The sequence below is a fragment of the Luteimonas sp. A501 genome (assembly GCF_054052085.1).
On the sequence record NZ_JBSVRI010000004.1, the window covers coordinates 187,268 to 211,827 of the forward strand.

General features: G+C 70.3%; 24 protein-coding genes. 14 read left to right on the forward strand and 10 right to left on the reverse strand.

Translation table 11 applies throughout. From position 1 onward, the window contains the following. Positions 1-4: 4 nt before the first annotated feature. Positions 5-889: a cytochrome c oxidase subunit 3 gene (locus tag ACW7G5_RS12685; protein WP_457005041.1), complete on the forward strand. Its 885-nt coding sequence runs from the start codon at positions 5-7 to the stop codon at positions 887-889. A gap of 119 nt (positions 890-1,008) precedes the next feature. Here the strand turns inward: ACW7G5_RS12685 and ACW7G5_RS12690 are convergent, their stop codons facing one another. Next, the gene (locus ACW7G5_RS12690) at positions 1,009-1,227 is read right to left on the reverse strand and encodes a twin transmembrane helix small protein (protein ID WP_343254606.1); all 219 of its coding nucleotides are present in this window, start codon (positions 1,225-1,227) and stop codon (positions 1,009-1,011) included. Positions 1,228-1,287: 60 nt separating this feature from the next. On the opposite strand from ACW7G5_RS12690, the gene ACW7G5_RS12695 reads away from it, so the two are divergent. From ACW7G5_RS12695 to cyoE, 4 genes are read left to right on the forward strand one after another with little or no spacing between them, the layout of a single operon-like run. Then, positions 1,288-2,007 (forward strand): SURF1 family protein, encoded by a 720-nt coding sequence (locus tag ACW7G5_RS12695; RefSeq protein WP_457005043.1) that lies wholly within the window; start codon positions 1,288-1,290, stop codon positions 2,005-2,007. Beyond that, positions 2,004-2,594, forward strand: coding sequence for a hypothetical protein (locus ACW7G5_RS12700; RefSeq protein ID WP_457005045.1), 591 nt, complete (start codon positions 2,004-2,006; stop codon positions 2,592-2,594). Before ACW7G5_RS12695 ends, ACW7G5_RS12700 begins: the two co-directional genes overlap by 4 nt. Beyond that, entirely contained in the window at positions 2,594-3,772 is a 1,179-nt protein-coding gene (locus ACW7G5_RS12705) for a COX15/CtaA family protein (protein WP_457005047.1), read from the forward strand. Before ACW7G5_RS12700 ends, ACW7G5_RS12705 begins: the two co-directional genes overlap by 1 nt. A 1-nt stretch (position 3,773) precedes the next feature. Next, complete coding sequence (gene cyoE, locus ACW7G5_RS12710; protein ID WP_457005048.1) at positions 3,774-4,694, forward strand: heme o synthase; 921 nt, start codon at positions 3,774-3,776, stop codon at positions 4,692-4,694. Between the two features lie 339 nt (positions 4,695-5,033). On the opposite strand, the gene ACW7G5_RS12715 is transcribed toward cyoE, so the two are convergent. The 6 genes from ACW7G5_RS12715 to rpsU form a co-directional block, all read right to left on the reverse strand. Continuing rightward, positions 5,034-5,435 (reverse strand): hypothetical protein, encoded by a 402-nt coding sequence (locus tag ACW7G5_RS12715; RefSeq protein ID WP_457005050.1) that lies wholly within the window; start codon positions 5,433-5,435, stop codon positions 5,034-5,036. 16 nt (positions 5,436-5,451) lie between these two features. After that, positions 5,452-6,699, reverse strand: coding sequence for a DNA/RNA non-specific endonuclease (locus ACW7G5_RS12720; protein WP_457005052.1), 1,248 nt, complete (start codon positions 6,697-6,699; stop codon positions 5,452-5,454). 204 nt (positions 6,700-6,903) lie between these two features. Beyond that, positions 6,904-8,634, reverse strand: coding sequence for a DNA primase (gene dnaG / locus ACW7G5_RS12725; protein ID WP_457005111.1), 1,731 nt, complete (start codon positions 8,632-8,634; stop codon positions 6,904-6,906). Positions 8,635-8,725: 91 nt separating this feature from the next. After that, positions 8,726-9,649, reverse strand: a complete 924-nt coding sequence (locus ACW7G5_RS12730; protein ID WP_457005054.1) for a YihY/virulence factor BrkB family protein — start codon at positions 9,647-9,649, stop codon at positions 8,726-8,728. Between the two features lie 166 nt (positions 9,650-9,815). Then, entirely contained in the window at positions 9,816-10,262 is a 447-nt protein-coding gene (locus ACW7G5_RS12735; protein ID WP_457005056.1) for a GatB/YqeY domain-containing protein, read from the reverse strand. A 104-nt stretch (positions 10,263-10,366) separates the two neighbouring features. After that, positions 10,367-10,582, reverse strand: a complete 216-nt coding sequence (gene rpsU / locus ACW7G5_RS12740; protein WP_343254595.1) for a 30S ribosomal protein S21 — start codon at positions 10,580-10,582, stop codon at positions 10,367-10,369. 103 nt (positions 10,583-10,685) lie between these two features. Between rpsU and tsaD the strand changes: the two genes are divergently transcribed. From tsaD to ACW7G5_RS12765, 5 genes are all read left to right on the forward strand, one after another. Beyond that, positions 10,686-11,771, forward strand: a complete 1,086-nt coding sequence (tsaD, locus tag ACW7G5_RS12745; protein WP_457005058.1) for a tRNA (adenosine(37)-N6)-threonylcarbamoyltransferase complex transferase subunit TsaD — start codon at positions 10,686-10,688, stop codon at positions 11,769-11,771. A gap of 27 nt (positions 11,772-11,798) precedes the next feature. Then, positions 11,799-12,155 (forward strand): dihydroneopterin aldolase, encoded by a 357-nt coding sequence (folB, locus tag ACW7G5_RS12750; RefSeq protein WP_457005060.1) that lies wholly within the window; start codon positions 11,799-11,801, stop codon positions 12,153-12,155. A gap of 21 nt (positions 12,156-12,176) precedes the next feature. Further along, positions 12,177-13,448 (forward strand): mechanosensitive ion channel family protein, encoded by a 1,272-nt coding sequence (locus ACW7G5_RS12755; RefSeq protein WP_457005062.1) that lies wholly within the window; start codon positions 12,177-12,179, stop codon positions 13,446-13,448. Positions 13,449-13,560: 112 nt separating this feature from the next. Next, a complete protein-coding gene (gene folK, locus ACW7G5_RS12760) occupies positions 13,561-14,073 on the forward strand; it encodes a 2-amino-4-hydroxy-6-hydroxymethyldihydropteridine diphosphokinase (protein WP_457005064.1) in 513 nt (170 codons plus the stop codon). Between the two features lie 130 nt (positions 14,074-14,203). Then, on the forward strand, positions 14,204-15,037 hold the full coding sequence (locus ACW7G5_RS12765) for a DUF6159 family protein (RefSeq protein WP_457005065.1): 834 nt from the start codon (positions 14,204-14,206) through the stop codon (positions 15,035-15,037). 17 nt (positions 15,038-15,054) lie between these two features. Here the strand turns inward: ACW7G5_RS12765 and ACW7G5_RS12770 are convergent, their stop codons facing one another. Further along, on the reverse strand, positions 15,055-15,807 hold the full coding sequence (locus ACW7G5_RS12770) for a pteridine reductase (protein WP_457005066.1): 753 nt from the start codon (positions 15,805-15,807) through the stop codon (positions 15,055-15,057). 70 nt (positions 15,808-15,877) lie between these two features. Between ACW7G5_RS12770 and ACW7G5_RS12775 the strand changes: the two genes are divergently transcribed. Together ACW7G5_RS12775 and ACW7G5_RS12780 are read left to right on the forward strand one after the other, a co-directional pair. Further along, the gene (locus tag ACW7G5_RS12775; RefSeq protein ID WP_457005068.1) at positions 15,878-17,062 is read left to right on the forward strand and encodes a class I SAM-dependent methyltransferase; all 1,185 of its coding nucleotides are present in this window, start codon (positions 15,878-15,880) and stop codon (positions 17,060-17,062) included. An 11-nt stretch (positions 17,063-17,073) separates the two neighbouring features. Beyond that, positions 17,074-17,481: a VanZ family protein gene (locus tag ACW7G5_RS12780; protein WP_457005113.1), complete on the forward strand. Its 408-nt coding sequence runs from the start codon at positions 17,074-17,076 to the stop codon at positions 17,479-17,481. Here ACW7G5_RS12780 and ACW7G5_RS12785 read toward each other — a convergent pair. Continuing rightward, positions 17,441-18,715 carry a multifunctional CCA addition/repair protein gene (locus ACW7G5_RS12785; protein ID WP_457005070.1) on the reverse strand — a complete coding sequence of 425 codons (1,275 nt, stop codon included), beginning with the start codon at positions 18,713-18,715 and terminating at the stop codon, positions 17,441-17,443. The genes ACW7G5_RS12780 and ACW7G5_RS12785 overlap by 41 nt on opposite strands. An 8-nt stretch (positions 18,716-18,723) precedes the next feature. Further along, positions 18,724-20,718, reverse strand: coding sequence for a transglycosylase SLT domain-containing protein (locus ACW7G5_RS12790; protein WP_457005072.1), 1,995 nt, complete (start codon positions 20,716-20,718; stop codon positions 18,724-18,726). 48 nt (positions 20,719-20,766) lie between these two features. Here ACW7G5_RS12790 and ACW7G5_RS12795 point away from each other — a divergent pair, with 48 nt between their 5' ends. Continuing rightward, positions 20,767-21,579, forward strand: a complete 813-nt coding sequence (locus ACW7G5_RS12795; RefSeq protein WP_457005073.1) for a sulfite exporter TauE/SafE family protein — start codon at positions 20,767-20,769, stop codon at positions 21,577-21,579. Positions 21,580-21,679: 100 nt separating this feature from the next. Then, the gene (locus tag ACW7G5_RS12800) at positions 21,680-24,541 is read left to right on the forward strand and encodes a TonB-dependent receptor plug domain-containing protein (RefSeq protein WP_457005115.1); all 2,862 of its coding nucleotides are present in this window, start codon (positions 21,680-21,682) and stop codon (positions 24,539-24,541) included. The last annotated feature ends 19 nt before the right edge of the window (positions 24,542-24,560 follow it).

Here is a 24,560-nt window from a genome sequence, read left to right on the forward strand (position 1 = left end):
CGACATGGCACAGGCCCAAGCCAACCACCAAGACCCGAACGTCTATTTCGTCCCGCACGACAGCAAGTGGCCGCTGTTCGCATCGGTGGCGCTGTTCGTCCTTTTCTTCGGGCTCGCGAGCTGGTTCAACGAGGTCTCCTGGGGCAGGACCGTGTTCTTCGTCGGCGCGGCCGGCCTGATCCTGATCCTGTTCAAGTGGTTCGCCGACGTGATCCTCGAGTCGGTCTCCGGTTACCACAACCGCCAGGTCGACGGCTCGTTCCGGATGGGCATGGTGTGGTTCATCTTCTCCGAGGTGATGTTCTTCGCCGCGTTCTTCGGCGCGCTGTTCTACGCGCGCGCGCTGTCGCTGCCGTGGCTTGGCGGCGCCGGCGATGGCGTGATGACCAATGCCCTGCTGTGGGAAGGCTACAGCGCGGCCTGGCCGTCGGCCGGCCCGGGCGCGATCGGCGGCACCTTCCAGACCATCCCGGCCTGGGGCCTGCCGCTGCTCAACACGCTCATCCTGTTGACGTCGGGCGTCACCCTGACCATCGCCCACCACGCGCTGAAGGCCGACAACCGCCGCCAGCTGCTGGTCTTCCTGGGACTGACGGTGCTGCTCGGCTGCACCTTCCTGTTCTTCCAGGTCGAGGAATACATCCACGCCTACCGCGACCTCAACCTGACCATGGGTTCGGGCATCTACGGCTCGACCTTCTTCATGCTCACCGGCTTCCACGGCGCGCACGTGACGCTCGGCACGATCATGCTGGCGATCATCTGGTTCCGCTGCCTCAAGGGCCATTTCACCAAGGACAACCACTTCGCCTTCGAGGCCGTGGCCTGGTACTGGCACTTCGTCGACGTGGTCTGGCTGGCGCTGTTCCTGTTCGTCTACGTGGTCTGAGGCGCGCGCCCGCCAGGGCGGCCGTCATGGAATGACGAAGGCCGGCGATTGCCGGCCTTCGTGTCTGCGCCGCCGGACCGGATCGACGCCGCGGGACGGCGCCACCCGGTCGGCCTGGCTCAGCCCTGGATGCCGTGGGGCGTGATCCACCCCATCCAGATCGACAGGAGCACGATCAGGATCAGCGCCACGGACAGCGCGATGCGCTTGGTGAGTGCGTTCACGGTGCGCTTGGTGGTGCCCTTGTCGACCAGCATGTAGTACAGGCCGGCGCCCAGGTTCCATACGATCAGGATCAGGAATCCGATGATGAGCAGGGTTTTCAGCGAATCACTCATGCGTGGCCTCCAGCGGGCCGGTGCGATCCCCGCAGTATCGCACCTGGGGTGGGCGACGCGATGAGCCGCAATGCGACTCTGTCCTTCGGCTGGGCGCTGGCGCTGCTGGCCATCGCGGGCTTCTGCGCACTGGGCCAGTGGCAACTCGGCCGCCAGCACCAGAAGCAGGCGATGCTGGACGCCGTGGCGGCGACCGTGGCCGCGCGCGCGCCGCTGGCGCTGTCGGCGGCTGCCGATCCCGCGCGCGTGCGCGGATACGACTGGGTCGCCGGCCCCGGCCATTTCGCCGAGGTGCCCGCGGTACTGCTCGACAACCAGCAGCGCGGCGGCCGCGCCGGCGTGCGCGCCTACCGCGTGTTCGTGCCGGAGGCGGGGAGCGATCCGCTGCTGGTGGAGCTGGGCTGGCTGCCGCTGCCCGGCGACCGCACGCTGCCGCAGGTGGCGCGCCCGGTCGGTGGCCAGATGCTGGCCGGGCTGCTGGCGCCGCCGCCCTCGCACGGCATCGGGCCCGCCGGCTTCGCCGCGCAGGCCGACGGCACCCTGCTCGCGATCGGGTTGGACCCGGCCGCGCTGGCGGCGCCGCTGCACCAGCCCGGGCTTGCGCCGCGGGTCCTGAAGCTCGATCCAGGGATCGAGCTTGGCTACGCCCGCGACCTCGACGTGCTGCCCAACACCTTGCCGCCCGAACGCCACCTCGGCTACGCCGTGCAGTGGTTCGCGCTTGCCATCGCGGTGCTCGCCACCGCCGTGGTCCTCACCTTCCGCAGGCCCCGCAAATGACCGACCCCACGCCCCGACCGCCGGTGACCCCGCGCCAGCGCAACCGCAACCGCACGCTGCTGCTGCTGATCGTGGCGGTATTCTTCGGCAGCGCGCTGGTGGCCGGCGCGCTGCGCTTCTCCGGCTGGCGCCCGGCAGGCATGAAGAACCACGGCGAGCTGCTGCAGCCGCCCGGCGACCTGCGCGAGGTGGTGCCGCGGCTGGTCGACGGCGGCGAATACCACTGGAACCCGGTCGAGCGCACCTGGCGGATCGTGGTCGCGCCGCCCGCGGACTGCACGACGGCCTGCGTGGCCCTGTCACAGGACCTGGACAAGGTCTGGCGCCTGTTCGGCCACAATGCCGACAATGTGCACATCCTCTGGGTCGGCGCGCCGCCCGAGGGCGCGCTGCAGAACCGGGTCTGGCACGTCATCGAGCCGGTGCCCGCGTTCAACGCGGAGCTCCCCGGACTTGATGCAGGCGGCGCGCAGGGCGTGCCGGTGTATGTTGTCGACCCCCACGGCTTCGTCATCCTGCGCTACGCGCCGGGCTCCGATCCCGGCCACCTGCGCACGGACCTGGCGCGCCTGCTCAAGCTGAAGTGATGACCAACGGCAACGCCCAGCAGTACGGATCCCGCTACATCCACCGCCACTTCCACCGGATCGCCTGGCTGGCGGTGGCGCTGGCGCTGGGCGTGATCGTGTTCGGCGCCTTCGTGCGGCTGTCGCACGCAGGCCTGAGCTGTCCCGACTGGCCGACCTGCTATGGCCGCGCCACCTGGCCGCAGGCGGCGCACCACGTCGCCGACCACGCCGCCAGCAGCATCCGCGCGTTCGAGGACCACAAGGCCTGGCGCGAGCAGGTGCACCGCCACGCCGCCGCGATCCTTGGCCTGCTGGTGCTGGCGATGGCGCTGCTGGCCGCGCGCCGACGCCCGCACGGCATCGCCCAGGTGCTGGTGGCCGCAGGCGTGGTGGCGGTGGCGATACCGGTGTACATGTCCGGCGCCCACGTCGCGGCCTCGGTGCTGGCGATAGCGGGCGAAGCCATCCTGCTCGCGGCCGCGCTGCGCTGGCGCGGCGGCGACCTCGCGCGCGAGGCCTCGCTGACGCTTGCGGTGATCATCTTCCAGGCCCTGCTTGGCATGTGGACGGTGACCTGGCTGCTGAAGCCGGTGGTTGTGATGGGTCACCTGCTGGGCGGCCTGCTGACCTTCTCACTGCTCACGTGGATGGCCTGGCGTGCCCTCAACCGGCCGATCGTGCTCGCCTATGCCGGGCGGCTGCGCTGCCTGCTGTGGGGCGCGCTGGCGGTGCTGGGCGTGCAGGTCGCGCTGGGTGGCTGGGTCAGCGCCAACTACGCGGCGCTGTCCTGCGGGGCCGGCGGCTGGTCGATCGCGAACTTCCCGCAGTGCGCCGGCATGTGGCTCCCGCCCACCGATTTCAGCGAAGGCTTCGTGCTCTGGCGCGGCATCGGCGTGGACTACGAGGGCGGCGTGCTCGATGGCGTCGCGCGGATCGCCATCCATGTCGCGCACCGCCTGGGCGCGGTGGTGGCCGCGGCCGTGCTGCTGTGGGCCGCGGTGCGCATGCTGCGAACGCCGGGCCTGCGCGGCTGGGGTACGCTGCTGGCGCTGCTGACCGTGGCCCAGGTCACCCTGGGCATCCTCAACGTCAAGCTGTCGCTGCCGCTGCCGGTGGCGGTGATGCACAACGGTGGCGCGGCGCTGCTGGTGTTCGTGCTGGTTTCGTTGCTGGCGCGCCTGCGCGGGGTGGACTGAGATGGCTGCGAAATTCGGCCAGTACTGGCAGTTGACCAAGCCGCGGGTAGTGGCGCTGATCGTGTTCACCGCGTTCGTGGGCATGTTCATGGCGGTGCCCGGGCTGCCGCCGCTGCGGGAGTCGCTGGCCGGCTTCATCGGCATCTGGCTGGCTGCCGCATCCGCCGCCGCGATCAACCACCTCATCGACCAGCGCATCGACAAGGTCATGGTGCGCACCGCCAACCGCCCCTTGGCCACCGGCAGCCTGGCGCCGGCGCAGGTGCTGGCGTTCGCGGTGTTCCTGGGCGCGGCGTCGATGACGATCCTGATCGCGCTGGTGAACGTGATCACCGCGTTTTTGACCTTCGCCTCGCTGATCGGCTACGCCATCGTCTACACCGGCTTCCTGAAGCGCGCCACGCCGCAGAACATCGTCATCGGCGGCATCGCCGGCGCCGCGCCGCCGCTGCTGGGCTGGTCGGCGGTCACCGGCATGCAGAACGAATGGGACTGGGCGCACGCGCTGCTGCTGGTGCTGATCATCTTCGTATGGACGCCGCCGCATTTCTGGGCGCTGGCGATCTTCCGCCGCGAGGACTACGCGCGCGCACTGGTGCCGATGCTGCCGGTGACCCACGGCGTGCAGTACACGCGCTGGCAGATCCTGCTGTACACGGTGCTGCTGGTGGCGGTGACCATGCTGCCCTGGGTGGCGGGCATGAGCGGCCTGTTCTACCTGGGCGGGGCGCTGGTCCTGGGCCTGGTATTCCTGTGGTACGCGTGGCGGCTGATGGACCCGCCGGACGAGTTCTTCGCCATGCGGGTGTTCAACTACTCGGTGGTTTACCTGATGGCGCTGTTCGCGTTCCTGCTCATCGACCACTGGCTGCTGCCGTTCCTGCAGCCGGGGCCGCTGCTTGAGCTGCGGCGGGTGGGGTAGGCCGGTGCTGCGTGACAGGGCGCGGGAAGAGCTTTTTTGCCACGGATTTGCGCGGATAAGCGCGGATAGGGCAAAAGCATTTTTGGCCGTGGATGCCCAGACGATGCAGCAGCCCTTGTAGGAGCAGCTATAGCTGCGACCTGATCTTCCCCGGGTCCAGGAAAAGGCGCCTTTCAGCCGCGGATTGCCGCGGATTACGCGGTCCCATCGCTGAAGATGCTCCTGGAGTCTGAGTTCCGGCGAATCGTCTTCGCAGCTATAGCTGCTCCTGCAAATACGAAGGCTTTTGCTCTATCCGCGCTTATCCGCGCAAATCCGTGGCAAAAAAGCTCTTTGCCTTCATTCGCCCGGCCGCGCCCGCGCCGCGACTTCGGCCAGCGTGGCCGGCGTGATGTCCCACTGTTCCGGCGTGTCGTAGTCAAACTCGACGGCCATGCGCCCGCTGTCGCGCCACAGGCGCAGGACGCAGGCATCCCAGGGTTCCTTGCCGGGCAGGCGGGTGGCTTGGCGAAGATCGTCGAGGGTCGGACCCAGCGTGTCGTCGTCCGGCGTGGCGGCGGCGTAACCACCGTCGGCGGCGTAGCGGAAGCCGGTCACGCGGCGGGCGAGGGCGCCGTCGCCATAGCGGACGATCAGCGCATAACCCTGCCATTCGCCATCGGACACGGCCGGGTCCGCCACCAGCAGCTTGCCGATGCGGGCGATCAGTTCATTGCGGTCCAGCGCGGGGCCTGCGTGCATGCGGGGCAGTTTGCCGTCAGGCGGCGGCCCTGTCGATCATGTCGGGCATGCGGTTGGAGGCAATGGCGTCGAAGGACTGGCCGTCGCTGTTGCCGAAGGCGAGCAGCGAGGGGTCGTAGACGACGCTGCCGGTCACCGGATCGATCACTTCGTAGTCGACATGCACTTCGTCGGGGCGGGCGGCGTCGTTGCGCACCAGGTCGATGTCGATCCGCACGTCCATGCCCGCGCCCAGCCAGTCGCTCCACTCCTGCTCCATCCTGGCGTAGGCGCCCTGGTTGAAGTTGCTGAACTGCGGGAACATGTTGACCTCGCCATGTCCCTGCGCGAAGCGATAGGCCATCAGGTGGCCAACGTCGTCGCCGCTGCCCTTCATGTCGTTGTCGGTGCGGAATCCGCTTTGTGCGTTGCCCTCGATGCGATCGGAGTCGCGGCCGCGGCTCGACGGCTCCCAGGTCAGCACCGCTTCGGCGCCGGTGGGGCGGCCTTCGGCGTCAAGCGTCCAGGTGATGTCGTTGACTTCGCCCGAGCCGGCTTCGGCTACGGTGCCGCGCACTTCGCCGGGCTCGACGTCTTCGCTCACGGTCACGGTGCCGTCGGGCACCTGGCCGGTCAGCAGCATGCGGGTGTACTGCGCAAGGTCGGCGCCGGCCGGGTCGGACAGCATGGTGGTGTGGCGGGTGAAGTCCTCGCGCTCCAGCGCGGGGGAGCCGGGGCCGCCGTCGCGCGGGGCGTCGAACAGCTGCTCCGAGCCGGTCATCACCCGCAGGCCCTTCTTTTCGGTCATTTCAAGCGACAGGCGCAGGTCGTCGATGGAGGCCAGGTCGTTGGCCGCGGCGAGCTCGCGGAAGGCGGGTTCCAGCGCGGTGCCTGCGTAGTCGGCGCCGTGCACCTCGATCCGGGTGCGCAGCGGGATGGTCGCGGGATCGAAGGGATTGACCGATGCCATCGCCGCCGGCGTCGCCTCTTCGTTTCGCAAAGTGACCTCGTAGCGCACCGGTACATTGGTGGCGGCGCCGTCGGGGCCGTGCACGGTCATCTGGCCGCTGGCCTCGTAGTGGGTATTCCACTGGTCGGAGCGTTCGTTGCCGGTCACCACGCTGCGCGGGTCGAGCTCGAAAGCGACCTCTTCGGGCCGTGCGTCCAGCAGCGCCGGATCCAGCGCCGGCTTGCCGGCGTCGGGGCGCAGCAGATTGCCGGGCCCGTCGCCCCAAGGCTGCGGTGGGGGCAGGGAAGCGAGCAGGCTGTGGGTTTCGAACGACATGCGTCAGGCACCGGTCGGCGGAAGCGTCTCCAAGACGATACGGGGCCGTACCCATGGCCACCATTGGGGGAAACCCCTGTCTTCCGCATGACACATCAGACCCCGACCGCCCTTGTAGGAGCCGCTATAGCGGCGATCGCGGTTGCGGGGTGGCCTGCAGGCCTCCGGCAGGCCCTGAGACTCTGCAGGCAGGGCCTCCGGGATTCAGGTGTTTCGGGCCTGCAGCAGTTCGCGCAGTTCGGCCTTGTCGGCCGCGTCCAGGCCCTCCTCGCGCTGCTTGGCGAGCAGTTCGTCCACGCGCTGGCCCAGGGTCTGGCGGTCGAGCTGGGCGATGGCGTCCAGGAACTCCAGGCGCCAGCCGGCCTCGTCGCCGGGCAGGTCGAGGCTGGCGAGCTTCTGCAGCGCGCCGGCCTCCTCGCGGCCCTCGAAGTGGCCGAGCAGGGTGCCGGTGCCGATGTCCGGGCGCGCGCTGACGATGGCCACCAGTTCGGTCAGCAGTTCGATGCCCGGCTGGCGCAGGGCCACGAAGCGATACGGTGACTGCAGCTCCAGCGCCAGCTGCGGACGCTGCAGCAGCAGGGTGATCGCGCCGCGCACCATGCTTCGGCGTGGTGCGTTGCCGGCGGGCGCCCGGCGTGCGCGTGCGGCCGGGACATGCACGTTCGATGCAGCCGCGCGGGCGCCGACGCCGGTGAGTTCGGTCAGCCGCTGCTGCATCAGGTCGGCGAAGGCGCCGTCGGGCAGCTGCGCCAGCATCGGCTTGGCGCGCTCGGCCAGGCGCGCCTTGCCGTCCAGCGTCGCCAGGTTGATGCCGTCCTCGGCGAGGCTGTCGAACAGGAACTGCGACAGCGGCGTGGCCTGGGCCAGGCGGGCGTCGAAACCGGGCGCGCCCTCGTTGCGGACGATGGTGTCGGGGTCTTCGCCGTCGGGCAGGAACAGGAAGAAGGCCTGGCGGCCGTCCTTCATTCGCGGCAGCACCGATTCCATCGCGCGCGTGGCGGCGCGTCGGCCGGCGGCGTCGCCGTCGAAGCAGAAGTAGACGTCCGGCGCGTTGCGGAACAGCAGCTCGGCGTGGTCGGGCGTGGTCGCCGTGCCAAGGGTGGCCACGGCCTGGGTGATGCCGTGCTGGAAAAGCGCCACCACGTCCATATAGCCTTCCACCACGATCAGCCGCTCGATCTTCTGGTTGGCCTGGCGTACCTGCCACAGGCCGTAGAGTTCGCGGCCCTTGTGGAACAGCGGGGTCTCGGGCGAATTGAGGTATTTTGGCGAATCCTCCGGCTTCAGCACGCGGCCGCCGAAGGCGATCGCACGGCCACGGCGGTCGTGGATCGGGAACATCACCCGGTCGCGGAACTTGTCGTAGACGTGGCCGCGGTCGTTCTTCGACAGCATGCCGGTGCGCTCGAGCAGCGACACCCGGCGCGGATCGGTGCCGAGCGCGTCCTTGAGCGCGGAGAAGCCGCCGGGCGCGTAGCCGATGCCGAACTGCTCGCGGATCGAGGCGTCCACACCGCGGGCGTCGAGGTAATCCAGGGCTTCGTTCCCTGACATCAGGGCGCCGCGATAGAAGCGGGCCGCTTCATCGAGCACCGTGTACATGTCGCGGGTGTCCGGGTTTTCATTGTGCTGCCGCGTCTCGCGCGGCACTTCGATGCCTGCGCGCTTCGCGAGTTCGTCGATCGCATCGAGGAACTCGAGCCGATCGAAGTTCATCAGGAACGAGATCGCGGTGCCGTGCGCCCCGCAACCGAAGCAGTGGTAGAACTGTTTGTTCGGCGACACCGTGAACGAGGGCGAGCGCTCGTCGTGGAACGGACAGCGGGCCGAATACTCGCGGCCCTGGCGTTTCAGCGGCACGCGAGCGGCGATCACCTCGACGATGTCCGTGCGGGCGAGAAGGTCGTCGATGAAAGCGTCGGAGAGGCGGGCCATGGCTGCGGCCATGATCGCATGCGTGCGCAGGCCCACACCGGCCCCTAACCCCCCGAACCCCAGCCTTTTTCCGACATCCCGGTAGGAGCAGCTATAGCGGCTCCTGCGGGGCCGGGGCGGTCCGCTGCCGCCGGGCGGTCCGCGCGTCCAAGCGCCGACGCACGTCCGACAGCCGCCAGCGTTCATCGATCACCGCCGTGATCATCGCGCCCACGAAAAACACCATCGCCGCGTAGTACAGCCACACCAGCAGCACCACCAGCGTGCCCATCGAGCCGTAAGCGCTGCCGGGCGCGGCCTGGGCGATGTACAGGCCGATGGCCCAGCGGCCGAGCACGAACAGCAGCGCGGTCAGCAGGCCGCCCATCAGTGCCTGGCGCCAGCGCACTCGGCGGTCGGGGAGGTAGTGGTACATCAGCGCGAACGCCAGCGCATACAGCACCAGCGCTGCCAGATTGCCGAGCACCGGCAGGGTCGGCGAGCCGCCGAACACCACCTCCAGCGCCGTGGTCAGGGCCGCCGAGACCAGCAGCAGGAAGCCCAGCGCCAGCACCACGCCGAAGGAGAACACGCGCTTGCGCAGCCAGGCCCGCAGGCCTCCGCGGACCTTGTCGCCGGAGGTGTGGAAGATCAGGTTCAGCGTGCCCTGCAGGCGCGCGAACACGGCGGTGGCGCCGAAAAACAGCAGCCCCGTGCTCCACAGTCCGGCCAGCGAGCCGACGTCCGGCTCGGCGCGGGCGTTCCGCAGCACGGTGTTGGCGACCTCGCCCGCGCCCGTCCCGGCGATCGCCTGCACCTGCTCCAGCAGCGCGTCCTGGGCGGCGGGGTAGAGCGAGGCCGTCAGCCACAGCAGCAGCACCAGCAGCGGCGCCAGCGACAGCAGGGCGAAGAAGGTCAGCGAGGCGGCGTGGGTCAGGATGTCGACTTCGACGAAGCGCTGCGCAATCGCATATGGCAGCGACTGCTGCAGGCGTTCCAACCTTGCCTTCAGGCGCCCGGTGATGAGTTCAGCCATGGCGCGCAGGATGCGGCCGATCCTGTGCACGCACCGTGGCGGTGCGCTCGAACGTCTCTGTGGGAGCGGCTATAGCCGCTCCCACAAAAGTCGAGTGGCTGGGCCACCAGGGGCCAGTGGCAGGTCCTGCAAGAGGCCAGGGCAGGACCTGCAAGAAGCCCACGAATCAGCCGGCGAGGGACTTCTTGACCAGCGCGGACACCTGGCCCATGTCGGCCTGGCCGGCGAGCTTCGGCTTCAGCACGCCCATCAGCTTGCCCATGTCGGCCGGGCCGGCGGCGCCGGTCTCGGCGATCGCGGCGTCGATGGCGGCCTGGACTTCGGCTTCGCCCATCTTCTCGGGCAGGTAGCGCTGGATGACCTCGATCTCGGCGCGCTCGATGGCGGCAAGGTCCTCGCGGTCGGCGGCCTCGAACTGGCTCACGGAATCCTTGCGCTGCTTGACCATCTTTTCCATGGCGGCGAGCACCTGGGCGTCGTCGATCTCGACGCGCTCGTCGACCTCGCGCTGCTTGATCGCGGCGTTGACCAGGCGGATCACGCCCAGGCTGGCCTTGTCGCCGCTTTTCATGGCGGCCTTCATGTCTTCGGTGAGACGCTGTTTGAGGCTCATCGTTGGTTCTCCGTTTGCATCAACACAAGAAGCCGGCGACGCTTGCGCGTGCCGGCTTCAGGGATGGATCACGACCGCGGCGCAGGGCGCGCCGGCAGGCCGGATCAGTACATGCGCTGGCGCTTGGTGACGTCGCGCGAGGTGCGGCGGACCTGGCGCTTCACCGCGGCCGCAGCCTTGCGCTTGCGCTCCTGCGTCGGCTTTTCGTAGTACTCGCGTTTGCGGGTCTCGGCCAGCACGCCGGCCTTTTCGCAGGTGCGCTTGAAGCGGCGGAGGGCAAACTCGAAGGGCTCGTTTTCGCGGACTTTGACGCTGGGCATTGGGAATCTCTAGGTTCGGAGTGCGCCGGTTTCCCCCCGGCGAGCCGCGTATGATAGCCCCGTCTCCCGCGCCGCGCAAATGCGCCGGTCCGCCCAGGTCCACATGATCGTCCTCGGAATCGAAACCAGCTGCGACGAAACCGGCGTCGCGATCTACGACACCGCAGCCGGCGGTGCCGACGGGCTGCGCGCGCACGCCGTCTACAGCCAGATCGCCCTGCACGCCGAGTACGGCGGGGTGGTCCCCGAGCTTGCCAGCCGCGACCACGTGCGCAAGCTGCTGCCCCTGGTCCGCCAGACCCTGGCCGACGCCGGGCTCGGGGTCGGCGATCTCGACGGCGTGGCCTACACCGCCGGCCCCGGCCTGGTCGGAGCGCTGCTGGTCGGCGCCGGCGTGGCGCGCGCGCTGGCCTGGGCGCTGGAGCTGCCGGCGGTGGCCGTGCACCACATGGAAGGCCACCTGCTGGCCCCGCTGATGGAGGCCGATCCGCCGCAGCCGCCCTTCGTGGCCCTGCTGGTGTCGGGCGGCCATACCCAGCTGGTGGCCGTGGACGCGATCGGCCGCTATCGCCTGCTTGGCGAGACCCTGGACGACGCCGCCGGCGAGGCCTTCGACAAGACCGCCAAGCTCATGGGGCTGCCGTATCCGGGCGGGCCGCAGCTGGCGGCCCTGGCCGAGACCGGCACGCCCGGCCGCTACGCCTTCCCGCGGCCGATGACCAATCGCCCGGGCCTGGATTTCAGCTTCAGCGGCCTGAAGACCCAGGTGATGCTGGCCTGGCGCGCGAGCGACCAGTCCGACGCCACCCGCGCCGACATCGCCCGCGCCTTCGAGGACGCGGTGGTCGACACCCTGGCCATCAAGTGCGAACGCGCCCTGGACGCGGCCGGCTGCGACACCTTGGTTGTGGCCGGCGGCGTTGGTGCCAACCGGCGCCTGCGTGCGCGCCTGCAGGCGATGGCGGCCAAGCGCGGCGGCCGCGCCTGTTTCCCGCGGCCCGAGCTGTGCACCGACAACGGCGCGATGATCGCCTTCGCCGGCGCGCTGCGCCTGGAAGCCGGGCAGCGCGCGTCCGACGCGGTGCACGTCACGCCGCGCTGGGACATGGCCACGCTGCCCGAGGTCGCGTCGGTGCCGGCGACACTGTTCGCTCCGGGCGCATCCGGGGCGATCGCGCCACCGCGTTAAGCTGGCCCGCCGTCCGGACCGCGCGCCATGGATCATGTCTTCATCGAAGGCCTCGAGATCGAGGCGCTGATCGGCATCTACGACTGGGAGCGTCGCATCCGCCAGACGCTGGTGTTCGACCTCGAGATGCGCTTCGACAACCGCGTGCCCGCCGCCAGCGACGACATCGCCCACACGCTCAACTACAAGGCGGTCAGCAAGCGCCTGGTCGAGTACGTCTCGCAGTCGGATTTCGGCCTGGTGGAGACGCTGGCCGAGCGCTGCGCTGCGATCGTGTTGCAGGAGTTCAACGTCGAGTCGCTACGATTGAAGCTCAGCAAGCCCGGCGCCGTGCGCGGCGCGCGTGCGGTCGGCGTGGTCATCGAGCGCCACCGGGCCGGCTGATCCGTCCACTCCGGAGATCCCATGCAAGTCCGACTCGAAGCCCTGCGCGATGCGCTGGCGCCCTATCCCTGGGCCTATTCCCTGCTGGTACTGGCGGCGCTGCTGCTGGTGGCATGGCTGGCCAACTTCGTCACCAAGCGGATCCTGCTGCGCGGCCTGCGCCAGGTGCTGATGCGGGTGGCCACGCTCACCGGGCATACCGGCAGTTCCATCAGCCGCATGCGCGTGGTCTCGCGGCTGGCCAACGTGGTGCCGGCGCTGGTGATCGGCAGCGGCATCGCGCTGGTGCCGGACCTGTCGCCCGGGCTGGTGGCCTTCATCATCGGCCTGTGCCGGGTGTTCGTGATCTTCACCGTGGCGCTGGCCTTCGGTCACGCGCTCGACGTTGCCAACGAGGTCTACGAGCGCCGCCCGGACGCGCGCAACAAACCGATCAAGGGCTACCTGCAGGTCGCCAAGATCATCGCCCTGGTGATGGCGACGCTGGCCTCGGTCGCGCTGCTGGCCGGCGTGGACCTGGTGCACGTGCTGACCGGCCTTGGCGCGGCGAGCGCGGTGCTGATGTTGATCTTCCAGGACACCATCCTGTCGTTCGCGGCCAGCCTGCAGATCAGCGGCGACGGCCGCGTGCGCATCGGCGACTGGATCGAGATGCCCAGCCAGAACGCCGACGGCGACGTCATCGACATCGCCCTGCACACGGTCACCGTGCAGAACTGGGACAAGACCATCACCACGGTGCCCACGCGCAAGCTGATCAGCGACTCGTTCAAGAACTGGCGCGGCATGACCGAATCAGGTGGCCGCCGGATCAAGCGCGCGATCTACCTGGACCAGCACAGCACGCGCTTCCTCACCGCCGACGAGATCGTGGGGCTGCGCCGCTTCCGCCTGCTTGGCGATTATCTGGGCGGCAAGGAAGCCGAACTGCGCGAGTGGAACCAGGGCTTGGGCGAGTACGGCAGCGACGCCGTGAACCACCGCCGCGTGACCAACCTCGGCACCTTCCGCAGCTACGTGCAGCAGTACCTGTCCAGCCATCCCGGCGTGAACCAGGGCATGACCCTGATGGTGCGCCAGCTGGCACCCACCGAAGCCGGCCTGCCGCTGGAGATCTACTGCTTCACCGCCGACGTGCGCTGGACGGTGTACGAGGGCGTGCAGGCGGACATCTTCGACCATCTGCTGGCGATCCTCCCCGAGTTTGGGCTGCGCGTGTTCCAGGCGCACAGCGATGCGCCGGTCGAGGTGCGCCTGCTCCGCGAGGACGGGCCGCCCGCCACCGCCGGCTGAGGGGCTGCGGCCCCGCCGGGAGGCTCCGTGCGGGATCGCCGCGCGGGTGCGGCGACGCTCGCGCGCGGGCCGCCCGGTGCGCGATCATGGGCGCCCCCACGGAGCGCGGCCCATGCCCATCGCCTGCCTCAGCCTCGGCAGCAATGTCGATCCCGAACGCCACGTCGCGATCGCCTTCGCGGCGCTGCGGGAGCGCTTCGGCGACATCCTCGCGTCGGCCGCCTACCGCACGCCGGCGGTGGGGTTCGCGGGCGCGGACTTCGTCAACGCCGCCGCCGTCATCGACAGCGACCTCGACGTGCACGCGCTCAACGACTGGCTGCACGCGCTTGAAGACGCGCACGGCCGCGACCGCAGCGGTCCGCGCTACGGCGACCGCACCCTGGACATCGACATCGTGCTGTTCGACGACATGGTCTGCAGCGGTCCCGGCAACCTGCGCCTGCCGCGCGGCGAGCTGCGGCATGCGTTCGTGCTGCGGCCGCTGGCGGAGATTGCGCCAGGGCTCGTGGAGCCGACCAGCGGCCGGACGCTGGCCGAGCTGTGGGCCGGGTCGGACGAGCGCGGCGTAGCGATGCAGGAGGTTGCGCTGCCGGTGCCGGATGCTGCCCCGGGCGGCGGCTGACCACCGGTACTGACGCGGAGCGGGCCCGGTCGGTCACACTCCGCGCGCCGGCGCCGTCATGGGGACATGTGCTGGACGAGGCGGCCAATCGGCCGTGGCGGGGCGCAGGACGCAGACGGAGGGTGGGGCCATGTTCGAGAAGTTCTCGCGCAGCTGGGAGATGGTGAAGGCAAGCGCGGCGGTGCTGCGCTCGGATCGCGAGCTGATGCTGTTCCCGGTGCTGTCCGCGCTGGCCACGCTGCTGGTGCTGGCGAGCTTCGCGCTGCCGACGCTGGCGCTGCGCCTGTTCAGCAGCGGCCTCAGCGTCGGCGGCGTCCTGCTGGGCTTCGCCTTCTACTTCTGCACCTACAGCGTGATGATCTTCTTCAACTGCGCGCTGGTGGGCGCGGCGATGATCCGCCTGGACGGTGGTGACCCGACGCTGGCCGACGGCTTCGCCGCCGCGCGCTCGCGCCTGGGTGCGATCTTCGGCTATGCCGCGATCGCCGCCACCGTCGGCGTGCTGCTGCAGTCGATGAAGGCGAAGGACAACAATTTCATCGTGCGCCTGGTTGGCAGCGGCCTGGGGCTCGCCTGGACCCTGGCGACCTTCCTGGTGGTGCCGGTGCTGGTCAGCCGCGATGTCGGCCCGATCGATGCGCTGAAGCAGAGCGTCACCCTGCTCAAGCGCACCTGGGGCGAGAACGCCGTCGGCCAGGTCGGCATCGGCGCCGCGTTCGGCCTGCTGAGCGGTGGCGCCGTGCTGGTCTCGGTGCTGCTGGTGGTGCTGGCCGCGCAGGCGTCGATGGTGCTGGCGGTGGTGGTCGGCGTGGTGTGCCTGGCGGGCGTGCTCATGCTGGGCGTGTACCAGGCCGCGCTGACCGGCATCTACTCGGCGGTGCTGTACCGCTATGCGGTCTCGCATGAAGTGCCGGAAGCGTTCCGCGGCACCGGCATCGCCACGGCGTTCGCGCCGAAGCACTGAGGCGCAGCAGCGCTCGCCTACGGCCCGCGCCCGCCGTCCACCGCCAGCACGCTTCCAGTGGTGTAGCCGGCGTCGCGCAGCAGCCACAGCACCGCGCCGGCGATCTCCTCGGGGGTGCCGGTGCGGCCCAGCGGCGTCATCGCCAGCAGCCGCTGCTGCAGTTCGGGATCGATGCCTTCGTCCGGCCACAGGATCGCGCCCGGCGCCACCGCATTCACCCGCACCTCCGGCGCCAGCGCGACGGCCAGGGCGCGGGTGGCCGCCTCCAGCGCGCCCTTGCTGGCGACGTAGGCCGCGAGGTCGGCGCGCGGCGCGCGCGCATAGACGTCGGAGATGTTGACGATGGCGCCGCCGGCCGCGCGCAGGTGCGGCGCCGCCGCCTGGGCGAGGAAGAACGGTGCGCGCGCGTTGACCGCCATCATCGCGTCCCAGTGCCCCGGGTGGATGCTGCCGAACGGGGCGGGGGCGAACGCCGAGGCGTTGTTGACCAGGGCGTCCAACCGGCCGAAGCGGCCCACGCTGTGCGCCACCAGCTCCGGCAGCCGGTCGAACTCGGCAAGCTCCGCCCGCAGCGGCAGCACGCTGCCAGTGCGCGCGGACTCCAGCTGCGCCGCCAACGCCAAGGCCTCGTCGGCGGAGTCGCGGTAGTGCAGCACCAGGTCGTAACCCTCGGCGTGCAGGCGGCGCGCTATGGCGGCGCCCAGGCGGCGCGCGGCACCGGTGACAAGCGCAACGGGATGGCCTCCCGGCATGACTGGCTTCGTACTCATGACACGACACCATAACGTTCCGCGACGCCGGTTTCCGTATCCTGTCGCGCGTTACGCACCGGAATCCCCCATGCCCTTTCCCCCGCTTGATCCTGACGCGCAGGCGCACAGCGAGCGCCTGCGCGGCCTCATCCATGCCGTGATCGCCGATGCCGGCGGCGCGATCCCGTTCTCCCGCTTCATGGAGCTGGCGCTGTATGCGCCAGGCCTCGGCTACTACAGCGCGGGCAGCACCAAGTTCGGCCGCGCCGGCGATTTCGTCACCGCGCCGGAGCTCGGCAGCCTGTTCGCCGAATGCGTGGTTGAGGCGCTCGCACCCCCGCTGCGCCAGCTGGGCGCGGACAGCAGCTTCCTCGAGATCGGTGGCGGCAGCGGCGCCTTCGCCGAGGCCGCGCTCAGGCATCTCGCGACGCTTGACGCGCTGCCGGCGCGCTACGCCATCCTTGAACCCAGCGCCGACCTGCGCGAGCGCCAGCGCGAGCGCCTGCATGCGCGCCTGCCGGAAGCGCTCAGCGCCCGCGTGGAATGGCTCGACCGGCCCTTCGACGAGCCCTGGCAGGGCGTGCTGTTCGCCAACGAGGTGATCGATGCGCTGCCCACCCCGCGCTTCGTGATCCGCGGCGGCGAGGTGATGGAGGAAGGTGTCTCGGTGGCCGCCGACGGCAGCTTCGCCATCGTCGAAGTGCCCGCCGATGCGCTGATGGGCGCGGCCGTGCGCCACGTTGAGCGCCAGCGCGACGAAGGCGCTTTCCCGGATGGCTACCGCTCGGAATTGCTGCCGCAGCTGCCGTACTGGATCCAGGCGGTGATGGGCGGGATGCAGGCGGGCGCGATGCTGTTCATCGACTACGGCCATCCGCGCCGCGAGTATTACGCCGCCACCCGCGATCGCGGCACCCTGCGCGCCTTCCACCGCCACCACGTGGTCGACGATGTGTTCGCGCGCGTGGGCCTGCAGGACATCACCGCGTCGGTGGATTTCACCGCGCTGGCCGAGGCGGGCACCGGCGCCGGCTTCGACTTCGCCGGGTACAGCAGCCAGGCCATGTTCCTGATCGGCAACGGGCTGGAGCAGCGGCTGGCGGCGCAGGAAGAAGCCGCCGCGAGCGAGACCGCGCGCTACGCGCTGCGCCGCCAGGTGCAGCAGCTCACCCTGCCCACGGCGATGGGCGAGCGCTTCCAGGCCATGGGCTTCGAGCGTGGCGTGCCGTTCGAAGCCGCGTTCCTTGCCGGTGACCTGAGCTTCCGCCTGTGAACCGGCCGCGGGTGGGGCGCTCGCTCAAGCCGCTCCACCACCCGTGGGCATGGTGTGCACTGTGGTGCCTTGCGATCGCTGCGGTGGTGGTGTTTTCGCTGATGCCCGCGCCCGACCTGCCGGACGCGCCGGGCAGCGACAAGCTGCACCACTTCATCGCCTACTTCGCGCTGGCCGCAAGCGCGGTGCAGCTGTTCGCACGCTGGCCGGCGCTGCTGGGCGCGGGCCTGGGGCTGGTGCTGCTGGGCATCGGCCTGGAGCACGGGCAGGGTGCGCTGACCGGAACCCGCATGGCCGATCGCTGGGACGCGCTGGCCAATACCCTGGGCGTGATCGCCGGCCTGGCGACGCGGTTGACGCCGATGCGCGACCTGCTGCTCAGGCTGGAGGCGCGCCTGCTGTCCCGGGCCCGGGGCTGACGTCGCCCCTGCGCAGCGTGCGCGCAGCTGCGATCGCAGCGATGCGCGCCTCGCGCAGCGCGGCGCCAAAGGCGGGGCCTTCAAGTTCCCGGTCGGCGATGTCGGCGCCGGTCACCGCGGCGGCGGCGTCACGCAGCGAGACCAGTTCACGCGCCTGCGGATAGGGCGTATCGGCGAGGCCGGCGCGGCCGCGCTTGTCGGCCTCGCAGGCCGTGGCCAGGCGGCGGATGCGGTCCGGCTTGCGGAAGCCGTCGCAGCGCGCAAGCAGGTCATGCACGGTCTGGTCGCGCAGCTCGGCCAGGCGGTGCACGTTGAGGTGCTCGCGACAGGTGATCACGCCCAGGTCGCGGTGCGCCGCCGGCACCCGCAGCCGCTCGCACAGTGCGCGCACGGGGGCCACGCCGCGCTGCTCGTGCTGGATGTGCCTGGGCAGCTCGTCGGCTGGCGTCAGCGCCTTGCCGAGGTCGTGCACCAGGGCCGCGAAGCCGACCTCGTCGTCGCCCGGTGCCAGCTGCGCGGCCATGTCGCACACCAGTTCGATGTGCACGCCGGTGTCGATTTCGGGGTGGTACTCCGCGCGCTGTGGAACGCCGTAGAGCGCATCGACCTCGGGCAATACCGCTGCCAGCGCGCCGCAATCGCGCAGGGTGCGCAGGAAGGCCGAGGGCCTGGGCGAGCGCAGCGCGCGCACCAGCTCCTGCCAGACGCGTTCGGGCACCAGCTCGGCGAGCTCGCCGCCGGCGACCATGTCGCGCATCAGCGCCTGGGTCTCGTCGGCCACGCTGAAGCCCAGCGACGCGAAGCGCGCCATGAACCGCGCCGCGCGCAGCACGCGCAGCGGATCCTCGGCGAAGGCGGGGCCGACGTGGCGCAGCACGCGGATCTCGAGATCGTGCGCACCGTTGTATGGATCGGTCAGGCGGCCGTCTTCGCGCTCGGCGATGGCGTTGATGGTGAAGTCGCGGCGGCCGAGGTCCTCCTCCAGCGTCACCAATGGATGCGCATCCACCACGAAGCCGCGATGCCCGCGCGCCGACTTGCGCTCGGTGCGCGCCAAGGCGTGCTCTTCGCCGGTGTCGGGGTGCAGGAATACGGGGAAATCGCGGCCTACCGGCCTGAAGCCCGCTTCGAGCATCGCCTCCGGCGTGCTCCCGACGACCACGAAATCCCGGTCGCCCGCCGCCAGTCCCAGCAGCCGGTCCCGCACCGCCCCGCCAACAAGGAACGTCTCCACGCCGCCGCTCACCTTCCCGAAGCCGTTGTGGGAGCCGCAGCCGCTCCCACAACAGCCGCGGGACACGCGAACGCTTTGCGCACCGCGCCGCTGCGGCCGTGCATGCGATCGCTGACCGGCACCGCGCGATCGCCCAGGCGCCAGTCGTAGATCACGCTGAAGGCCAGCACGCGCGCCACGTAGTCGCGGGTTTCCTTGTAGGTGATGGTCTCGATCCAGAAGTCGGCGTCCATGCCCGGACGGTCGGCCTGCCAGCGTGCGGTCGGCGTGGGGCCGGCGTTGTAGGCGGCGATGGCGACGTAGGGCAGGGTGTATTTGTCCTTCATCTCGCGCAGGTAGGCGGTGCCGATGCGGACGTTGGTGGCGGGGTCGAACAGGGACTCCGCGCCCGCCCACGGCATGCCGAGCCGACGCGCTACGCCGGCGCCGGTCTCGGGCAGCACCTGCATCAGCCCGCGGGCGTTGGCCGGTGAGCGTGCGCGCGGGTTGAACACGCTTTCGGCGCGGATCTCGGCGGCCACCCAGGCAGGGTCGAGGTTGTTGCGCGCGCTCTCGCCGCGGATCAGCAGGTCGTGGTGCAACGGGAAGCGCAGCGTGTACAGCCGCAGTTCGTCGGGCTTGCGCTCGCCGCCGGCGTTGACCAGGCCAAACACGCCGCGGTCGAACCAGCCGTTGGCCTGTGCGATCTCCACCGCCATCTGTCGCTGCCGGTCGCTGAAGCGCGACAGCGCGTCGCGCCACTCCCGGGTCGCCCATGCGGCGCGATTGATGCGGAACAGGGCCATCGAACGCTGCATCGCCGGATCGGCGGCGACGGCGGCCTTCTCGGCCGCGCTGCCGCCGTGCTCGATCGGGCACAGCGCGTAGGGCTGGTCGATGCGGTCCGCTGCAAGGAAACCGTGGAAGTCGGGATCGCGCGCCGCGGCGGCGTACAGCGGCCGCGCGCCGGCGCGGTCGCCGGTGAGCTCGTGCAGGCGCGCGGCGAAGTACGTCCAGCGTGAATCGCCGCGCTGTGCGTCGCCCATGCGCCTGATCGCGGCCAGCGCCGCCGGCCAGTCGGAGCGCGCCATCGCTTCGCGCACGCGCCATTCGTGCAGGCGCGCGTCATAGGCGGCTTCAGGCACCGCCGCCAGGCGCCGTGCGCCGCCGTCGTGGTAGGACGCCACCGTCCACAGCGCGACCTGGTACAGCACGCGGTTGCGGTCGGCGTCGGTGAACTGCAGCGCCTGCGCGACCTGCGGCAGCAATGCCTCGGCGGCGTCGGGGTTGGAGCGTGCCAGCGTGGCGAGGCCGTGTGAAGCCGCCAGGCGACTGCGCGCGTTCTTCGACCAGGACACTGCGCTGGCATCGGCGTGGCCCAGGTATGCCGCGTAGGCCTCCGCCTGCTTGCGCGCGTCAGCGGGCAGGCCGCGCGCGGCGGCGCGCACCACACCAGGCTGACCCTCGGCGATCGCCGTTTCGATGCGCGCCCAGCGCAGGCCGTCGTCCATGCCGCCGCGTTCGGCCAGGGCATCGAACACCGGGTCGCAGGCATCGGGCTGCGAGCGCCCGGCACGGCGCCACAGCTGCTGCACTTCGGCCGTCCATGCGGCATCGGCTGCACCGGTTCGCAGCCGCGCTTCAAGTTCGCTGCACGCAAGCGCCGCCGAACCGGTGCCGGGCACCCACGCCGCGCGGAACGGACCCCAGGCCTTGCGCCGCGCCAGCTCGCCCAACCACGCCGCGCGGAAGGTGTCGGCCACGGCCTGGCCGCGGTGGCGATCCAGGAAATCAAGCGCCTGCGCCGGCGTCAGGTTGGTGAGGTCGCGGCGCAGCCGCGCGTAGCCGATCCACCCCTGCAGCGGATGATCGGCGCGCAGCGGCGGCAGCGGCTGGCCGATCTCGGCGGCGGCAAGCGCGCGCCGCGCAAGGTCGTCGTCGGGCAGCGCCTGCGCCTTGGCTGCGATGGGGGCCGACAGCGCGAACGCCGCGGACAGTAGGATGGCGAACTTTCCTTGCGGCATGCGGGGACTATATCGAATGGGCGGGGCGCCCATGTTGAAGGAGTCGACGTGATCGAAGGGTTCTGGATGTTCCCGCTGCTCGGCATCCTGGTCGGCGTGCTGGCCGGCCTGCTCGGCATCGGCGGCGGCCTGGTGCTGGTGGCGGCGCTGGCCTGGCTGCTGCCGCTGCAGGGCGTGCCGGTGGACACCGCGATGCACGCCGCGCTTGCGAGTTCGATGGCCAGCATCGTGTTCACCGCGCTGTCCTCGGCGTGGTCGCACCACCGCCGCGGCAGCGTGCTGTGGCCGACCGTGGCCTGGATGATGCCGGGGCTGGCAGTCGGCGGCGTGCTCGGCAGCCAGGTCGCGGTGGGCCTGGACGGCATCGTGCTGCGCTGGATCGTGGCCGGGTACTGCCTGCTTGCCGGCGCGCAGATGGCCTTCAGCGGCGCGCGCGCGGACAGCGGCCGCGACATCGTGCCCACCGGCCTGCCGATGACCGCGGCCGGCACCGGCATCGGCGCGCTGTCGGCGGTGGTCGGCATCGGTGGTGGCAGCATGACTGTGCCGCTGCTGGTCTGGCGCGGCGTGCGCCCGGTGCGCGCGGTCGGCACGTCGTCGGCCTGTGGCGTGGCCATCGCGATCGGAAGCGCGCTGGGCTACGCGCTCAACGCACCGCCGGGCGGGCTGCCCGAAGGCGCGGTCGGCTACGTCTACCTGCCGGCCGCGATCGGTGTCGCCCTGACCTCGGTGCTGGCCGCGCCCTTGGGCACGCGGCTGGCGCATGCCATCAGCGGTCCGACGCTGCGCCGGGTGTTCGCGCTGTTCCTGGTGGCGGTCGGCCTGAGCCTGGTCCTGCAGGGCCGGGCACCCTTGGGGTAAACCCGGGGCTTGCCGCTGTTTTACATTTTGTTTACAACTGGGCTGCCGACGGCACGGGGGCAACGGGACGGCGTACAGCCACCAGGAGAGCTCCATGGCCATGCCCCCGCGTCGCCTGCTCGCAGTCGCCGTCTGCGCTGCGCTGCCCTTTGCCTCGCCCTTCGCCGCTGTCGCGCAGGATGCGCCCGAGGCCACCACCCTTGATACGGTCACCGTCACCGGTTCGCGCATCAAGCAGTCCGCGCTGGAAACCCATGTCCCGGTACAGGTGCTCAGCCGCGAGGACATCGACCGCAGCGGCTTCAAATCGGTTGCCGATGTCGTCCAGAACCTGACCGCCAGCGGTGCGGCGCTCAACACCAAGTTCAACTCCAGCGGCAACTTCGGCTTCCCGCCCGATGGCGGCGGCGTCGGTGCCGGCGCGGCGACGGTCGACCTGCGCCACCTCGGCCCCAAGCGCGTGCTGGTGCTGGTGGACGGCATCCGCTGGGTCAATGAATCGTCCGGCTCCGGCGTGGGCTCGGCGGTCGACCTCAACACCATCCCGCTGGCGCTGGTCGACCGCATCGAAGTGCTGGAGGACGGCGCCTCGTCGATCTACGGCTCCGACGCCATCGCCGGCGTGGTCAACATCATCACCCGCAGGAACGTGCAGGGCGGTGACATCGAACTGCACTACGGCACGTATGACGACCTTGGTGGCGACACCTGGGGCGCCGACATGGGCTACGGCGGCGGCAACGACCGCGTGCAGTGGTTCGCCGGCGCGTCGTACTTCAAGCAGGAAGAGGTGTCGTCGCTGGAGTACGGCCCGGCCAGCATCCCGGTGCCCGGCACCGGCCTGTCCAACGGCAGCTCCGCCACGCCGCAGGGTCGCTTCGTCTTCATGGATCCGAACACCGGCCTGGTGCACGACATCACCCCCAACACCGGTGCCACCGATCCCGGCTTCACGCCCGGCGAGGACTGCGCGCGCAGCGATGATTTCCACTGTTTCGCCGCCGGCGACCGCTTCAACTTCGCGCCCTACAACATGCTGCTGACACCGTCGGAGCGCAAGACCGTGTTCGGCCAGGTGCGATTCGCCTTCAACGACAACGTCGGCGGCTACGTGCGCGCGCTGTACAACGAGCGCCAGTCGGCCAACCAGGCCGCGCCGGAGCCGTTCTTCCTCGGCACCGACGCCGGCATCTACAACCACTGGGGCGAAAGCAGCCTGGTGATCTCGGCGCTCAATCCCTACAACCCCTTCGGCTTCGACCTCAGCACCGTGGGCGACGACGCCAACCTGTTCCTGCTTGGCCGCCGCCCGGTGGAGGGCGGGCCGCGGCGCTACGAGCAGGACGTCGAGACCTGGTACGTGGCCGCCGGCCTGGACGGCAGCTTCAGCGTGCGCGAGCGCCCCTGGGACTGGGACATCAACGTGGTGCGCAGCGAGAGCAGCGCCGAGCAGACCAACTTCGGCAGCTACAACCTGCGCCGCATCAACGAGGCCCTGGGCGATCCCGCCGCCTGTGCCGGGATCGCCGGCTGCGTGCCGCTGAACGTGTTCGGCGGCGTGGGCACGATCACGCCGGAGATGCTCGGCTTCATCCAGCCGGTGGTGCGCGACGAGAGCGAGAACAGCCTCACCCTGGCCTCGGCGAACATCACCGGTGCGCTGGCCGAACTCCCGGCCGGTTCGCTGGGGTTCGCCGCCGGCTACGAGTACCGCAAGTACGAAGGCCGCTACCAGCCCGACCCGATCACCGTGGCCGGCGAATACAACGGCGTGCCGTCCGGCCCGACCGCGGGCGACTACGACGTCAACGAGGTCTACCTCGAACTGGCCGTGCCGCTGATGGCCAATGCCGAACGCGGCAGCGCGCTCGACATGAGCATCGCCGGCCGCTACTCCGACTACTCCACCTTCGGCGGCGAAAGCACCGGCAAGCTGGGGCTGCGCTGGCAGCTGGCGGAGGAGTTCGTGCTCCGCGGCTCGTTCGCGCAGGGCTTCCGCGCGCCGTCGATCGGCGAGCTGTACGGCACGCTGTCGCGCTTCGACGCCACCCTGGTCGATCCCTGCTCCGGCGCCGCCAACGCCGTGCGTCCCGAGTGCGTGGCACAGGGCGTGCCGGCCGACTACGTGCAGACCAATCCGCAGATCTCGGTGGTGACTTCGGGCAACGCCGACCTGCAGCCCGAGACCAGCCGCAGCCTGAACCTGGGCGCGGTCTGGAGTCCCTCGTTCGCGGCCGGCGCGTCGTGGTCGGAGCGCATGGACCTGGGCCTCACTTTCTACAAGCACACCATCGAGGACGCCATCCAGGCGCCGGACGCGCAGGTCATCCTCAACCGCTGCGTGTTCGAAAGCGATCCGTTCTCGTGCGCGTCCTACGACCGCAGCGACCGCGGCCAGATCGTCCGCTTCGACGACATCCTCGACAACCTCGGCACCATCCGCACTGACGGCTGGGACCTGAGCCTGGGCTGGCTGCTGCCCGAGCGGGGATGGGGCCAGCTGCGCTTCGATGCCAAGGCGACGTTCGTCGGCGAGTACGAACTGGTGAACGAGTCCGGGCAGGCCGAGCCGCGCGCGCCCGGCGTCGAAGTGAACAACAGCGCCATCCCCGACTGGACCGCCAACCTGTCGACGCAGTGGAGCAGGGGACCGTGGGCGATCGCCTGGAACGTGCGCCACATCGACGACCTGCGTGAATCCTGCGGCGGCGCCAACGGCTTCGCCATCTGCGACGACAGCGCCAACGACATCAACCACCTGGACGCGACCACCTACCACGACCTGCAGGCGTCCTGGAACAGCGAAGCCTGGTTGCGCGGCCTGCGTGTCACCCTGGGCGTCAACAACCTCACCGGCGAGGACCCGCCGATCTGCCTGAGCTGCTCGCTCAACGGCTATGACGCCGCCACCTACGACCTGCCGGGGCGGTTCTTCTACGCACGCGTGGGGCTGAAATTCTGAGCCTGGCGGCCGGCTGGCA

Coding starts and splice junctions, on each gene's coding strand:
- rpsU (WP_343254595.1), bottom strand. CDS start 10,582: ATGCCCAGCGTCAAAGTCCGCGAAAACGAGCCCTTCGAGTTTGCCCTC.
- ACW7G5_RS12700 (WP_457005045.1), top strand. CDS start 2,004: ATGACCGACCCCACGCCCCGACCGCCGGTGACCCCGCGCCAGCGCAAC.
- ACW7G5_RS12715 (WP_457005050.1), bottom strand. CDS start 5,435: ATGCACGCAGGCCCCGCGCTGGACCGCAATGAACTGATCGCCCGCATC.
- ACW7G5_RS12775 (WP_457005068.1), top strand. CDS start 15,878: ATGCCCTTTCCCCCGCTTGATCCTGACGCGCAGGCGCACAGCGAGCGC.
- dnaG (WP_457005111.1), bottom strand. CDS start 8,634: ATGGCCCGCCTCTCCGACGCTTTCATCGACGACCTTCTCGCCCGCACG.
- ACW7G5_RS12720 (WP_457005052.1), bottom strand. CDS start 6,699: ATGTCGTTCGAAACCCACAGCCTGCTCGCTTCCCTGCCCCCACCGCAG.
- ACW7G5_RS12685 (WP_457005041.1), top strand. CDS start 5: ATGGCACAGGCCCAAGCCAACCACCAAGACCCGAACGTCTATTTCGTC.
- ACW7G5_RS12755 (WP_457005062.1), top strand. CDS start 12,177: ATGCAAGTCCGACTCGAAGCCCTGCGCGATGCGCTGGCGCCCTATCCC.
- ACW7G5_RS12695 (WP_457005043.1), top strand. CDS start 1,288: ATGAGCCGCAATGCGACTCTGTCCTTCGGCTGGGCGCTGGCGCTGCTG.
- cyoE (WP_457005048.1), top strand. CDS start 3,774: ATGGCTGCGAAATTCGGCCAGTACTGGCAGTTGACCAAGCCGCGGGTA.
- ACW7G5_RS12770 (WP_457005066.1), bottom strand. CDS start 15,807: ATGAGTACGAAGCCAGTCATGCCGGGAGGCCATCCCGTTGCGCTTGTC.
- folK (WP_457005064.1), top strand. CDS start 13,561: ATGCCCATCGCCTGCCTCAGCCTCGGCAGCAATGTCGATCCCGAACGC.
- ACW7G5_RS12800 (WP_457005115.1), top strand. CDS start 21,680: ATGCCCCCGCGTCGCCTGCTCGCAGTCGCCGTCTGCGCTGCGCTGCCC.
- ACW7G5_RS12765 (WP_457005065.1), top strand. CDS start 14,204: ATGTTCGAGAAGTTCTCGCGCAGCTGGGAGATGGTGAAGGCAAGCGCG.
- ACW7G5_RS12790 (WP_457005072.1), bottom strand. CDS start 20,718: ATGCCGCAAGGAAAGTTCGCCATCCTACTGTCCGCGGCGTTCGCGCTG.
- ACW7G5_RS12705 (WP_457005047.1), top strand. CDS start 2,594: ATGACCAACGGCAACGCCCAGCAGTACGGATCCCGCTACATCCACCGC.
- ACW7G5_RS12735 (WP_457005056.1), bottom strand. CDS start 10,262: ATGAGCCTCAAACAGCGTCTCACCGAAGACATGAAGGCCGCCATGAAA.
- ACW7G5_RS12730 (WP_457005054.1), bottom strand. CDS start 9,649: ATGGCTGAACTCATCACCGGGCGCCTGAAGGCAAGGTTGGAACGCCTG.
- tsaD (WP_457005058.1), top strand. CDS start 10,686: ATGATCGTCCTCGGAATCGAAACCAGCTGCGACGAAACCGGCGTCGCG.
- ACW7G5_RS12690 (WP_343254606.1), bottom strand. CDS start 1,227: ATGAGTGATTCGCTGAAAACCCTGCTCATCATCGGATTCCTGATCCTG.
- folB (WP_457005060.1), top strand. CDS start 11,799: ATGGATCATGTCTTCATCGAAGGCCTCGAGATCGAGGCGCTGATCGGC.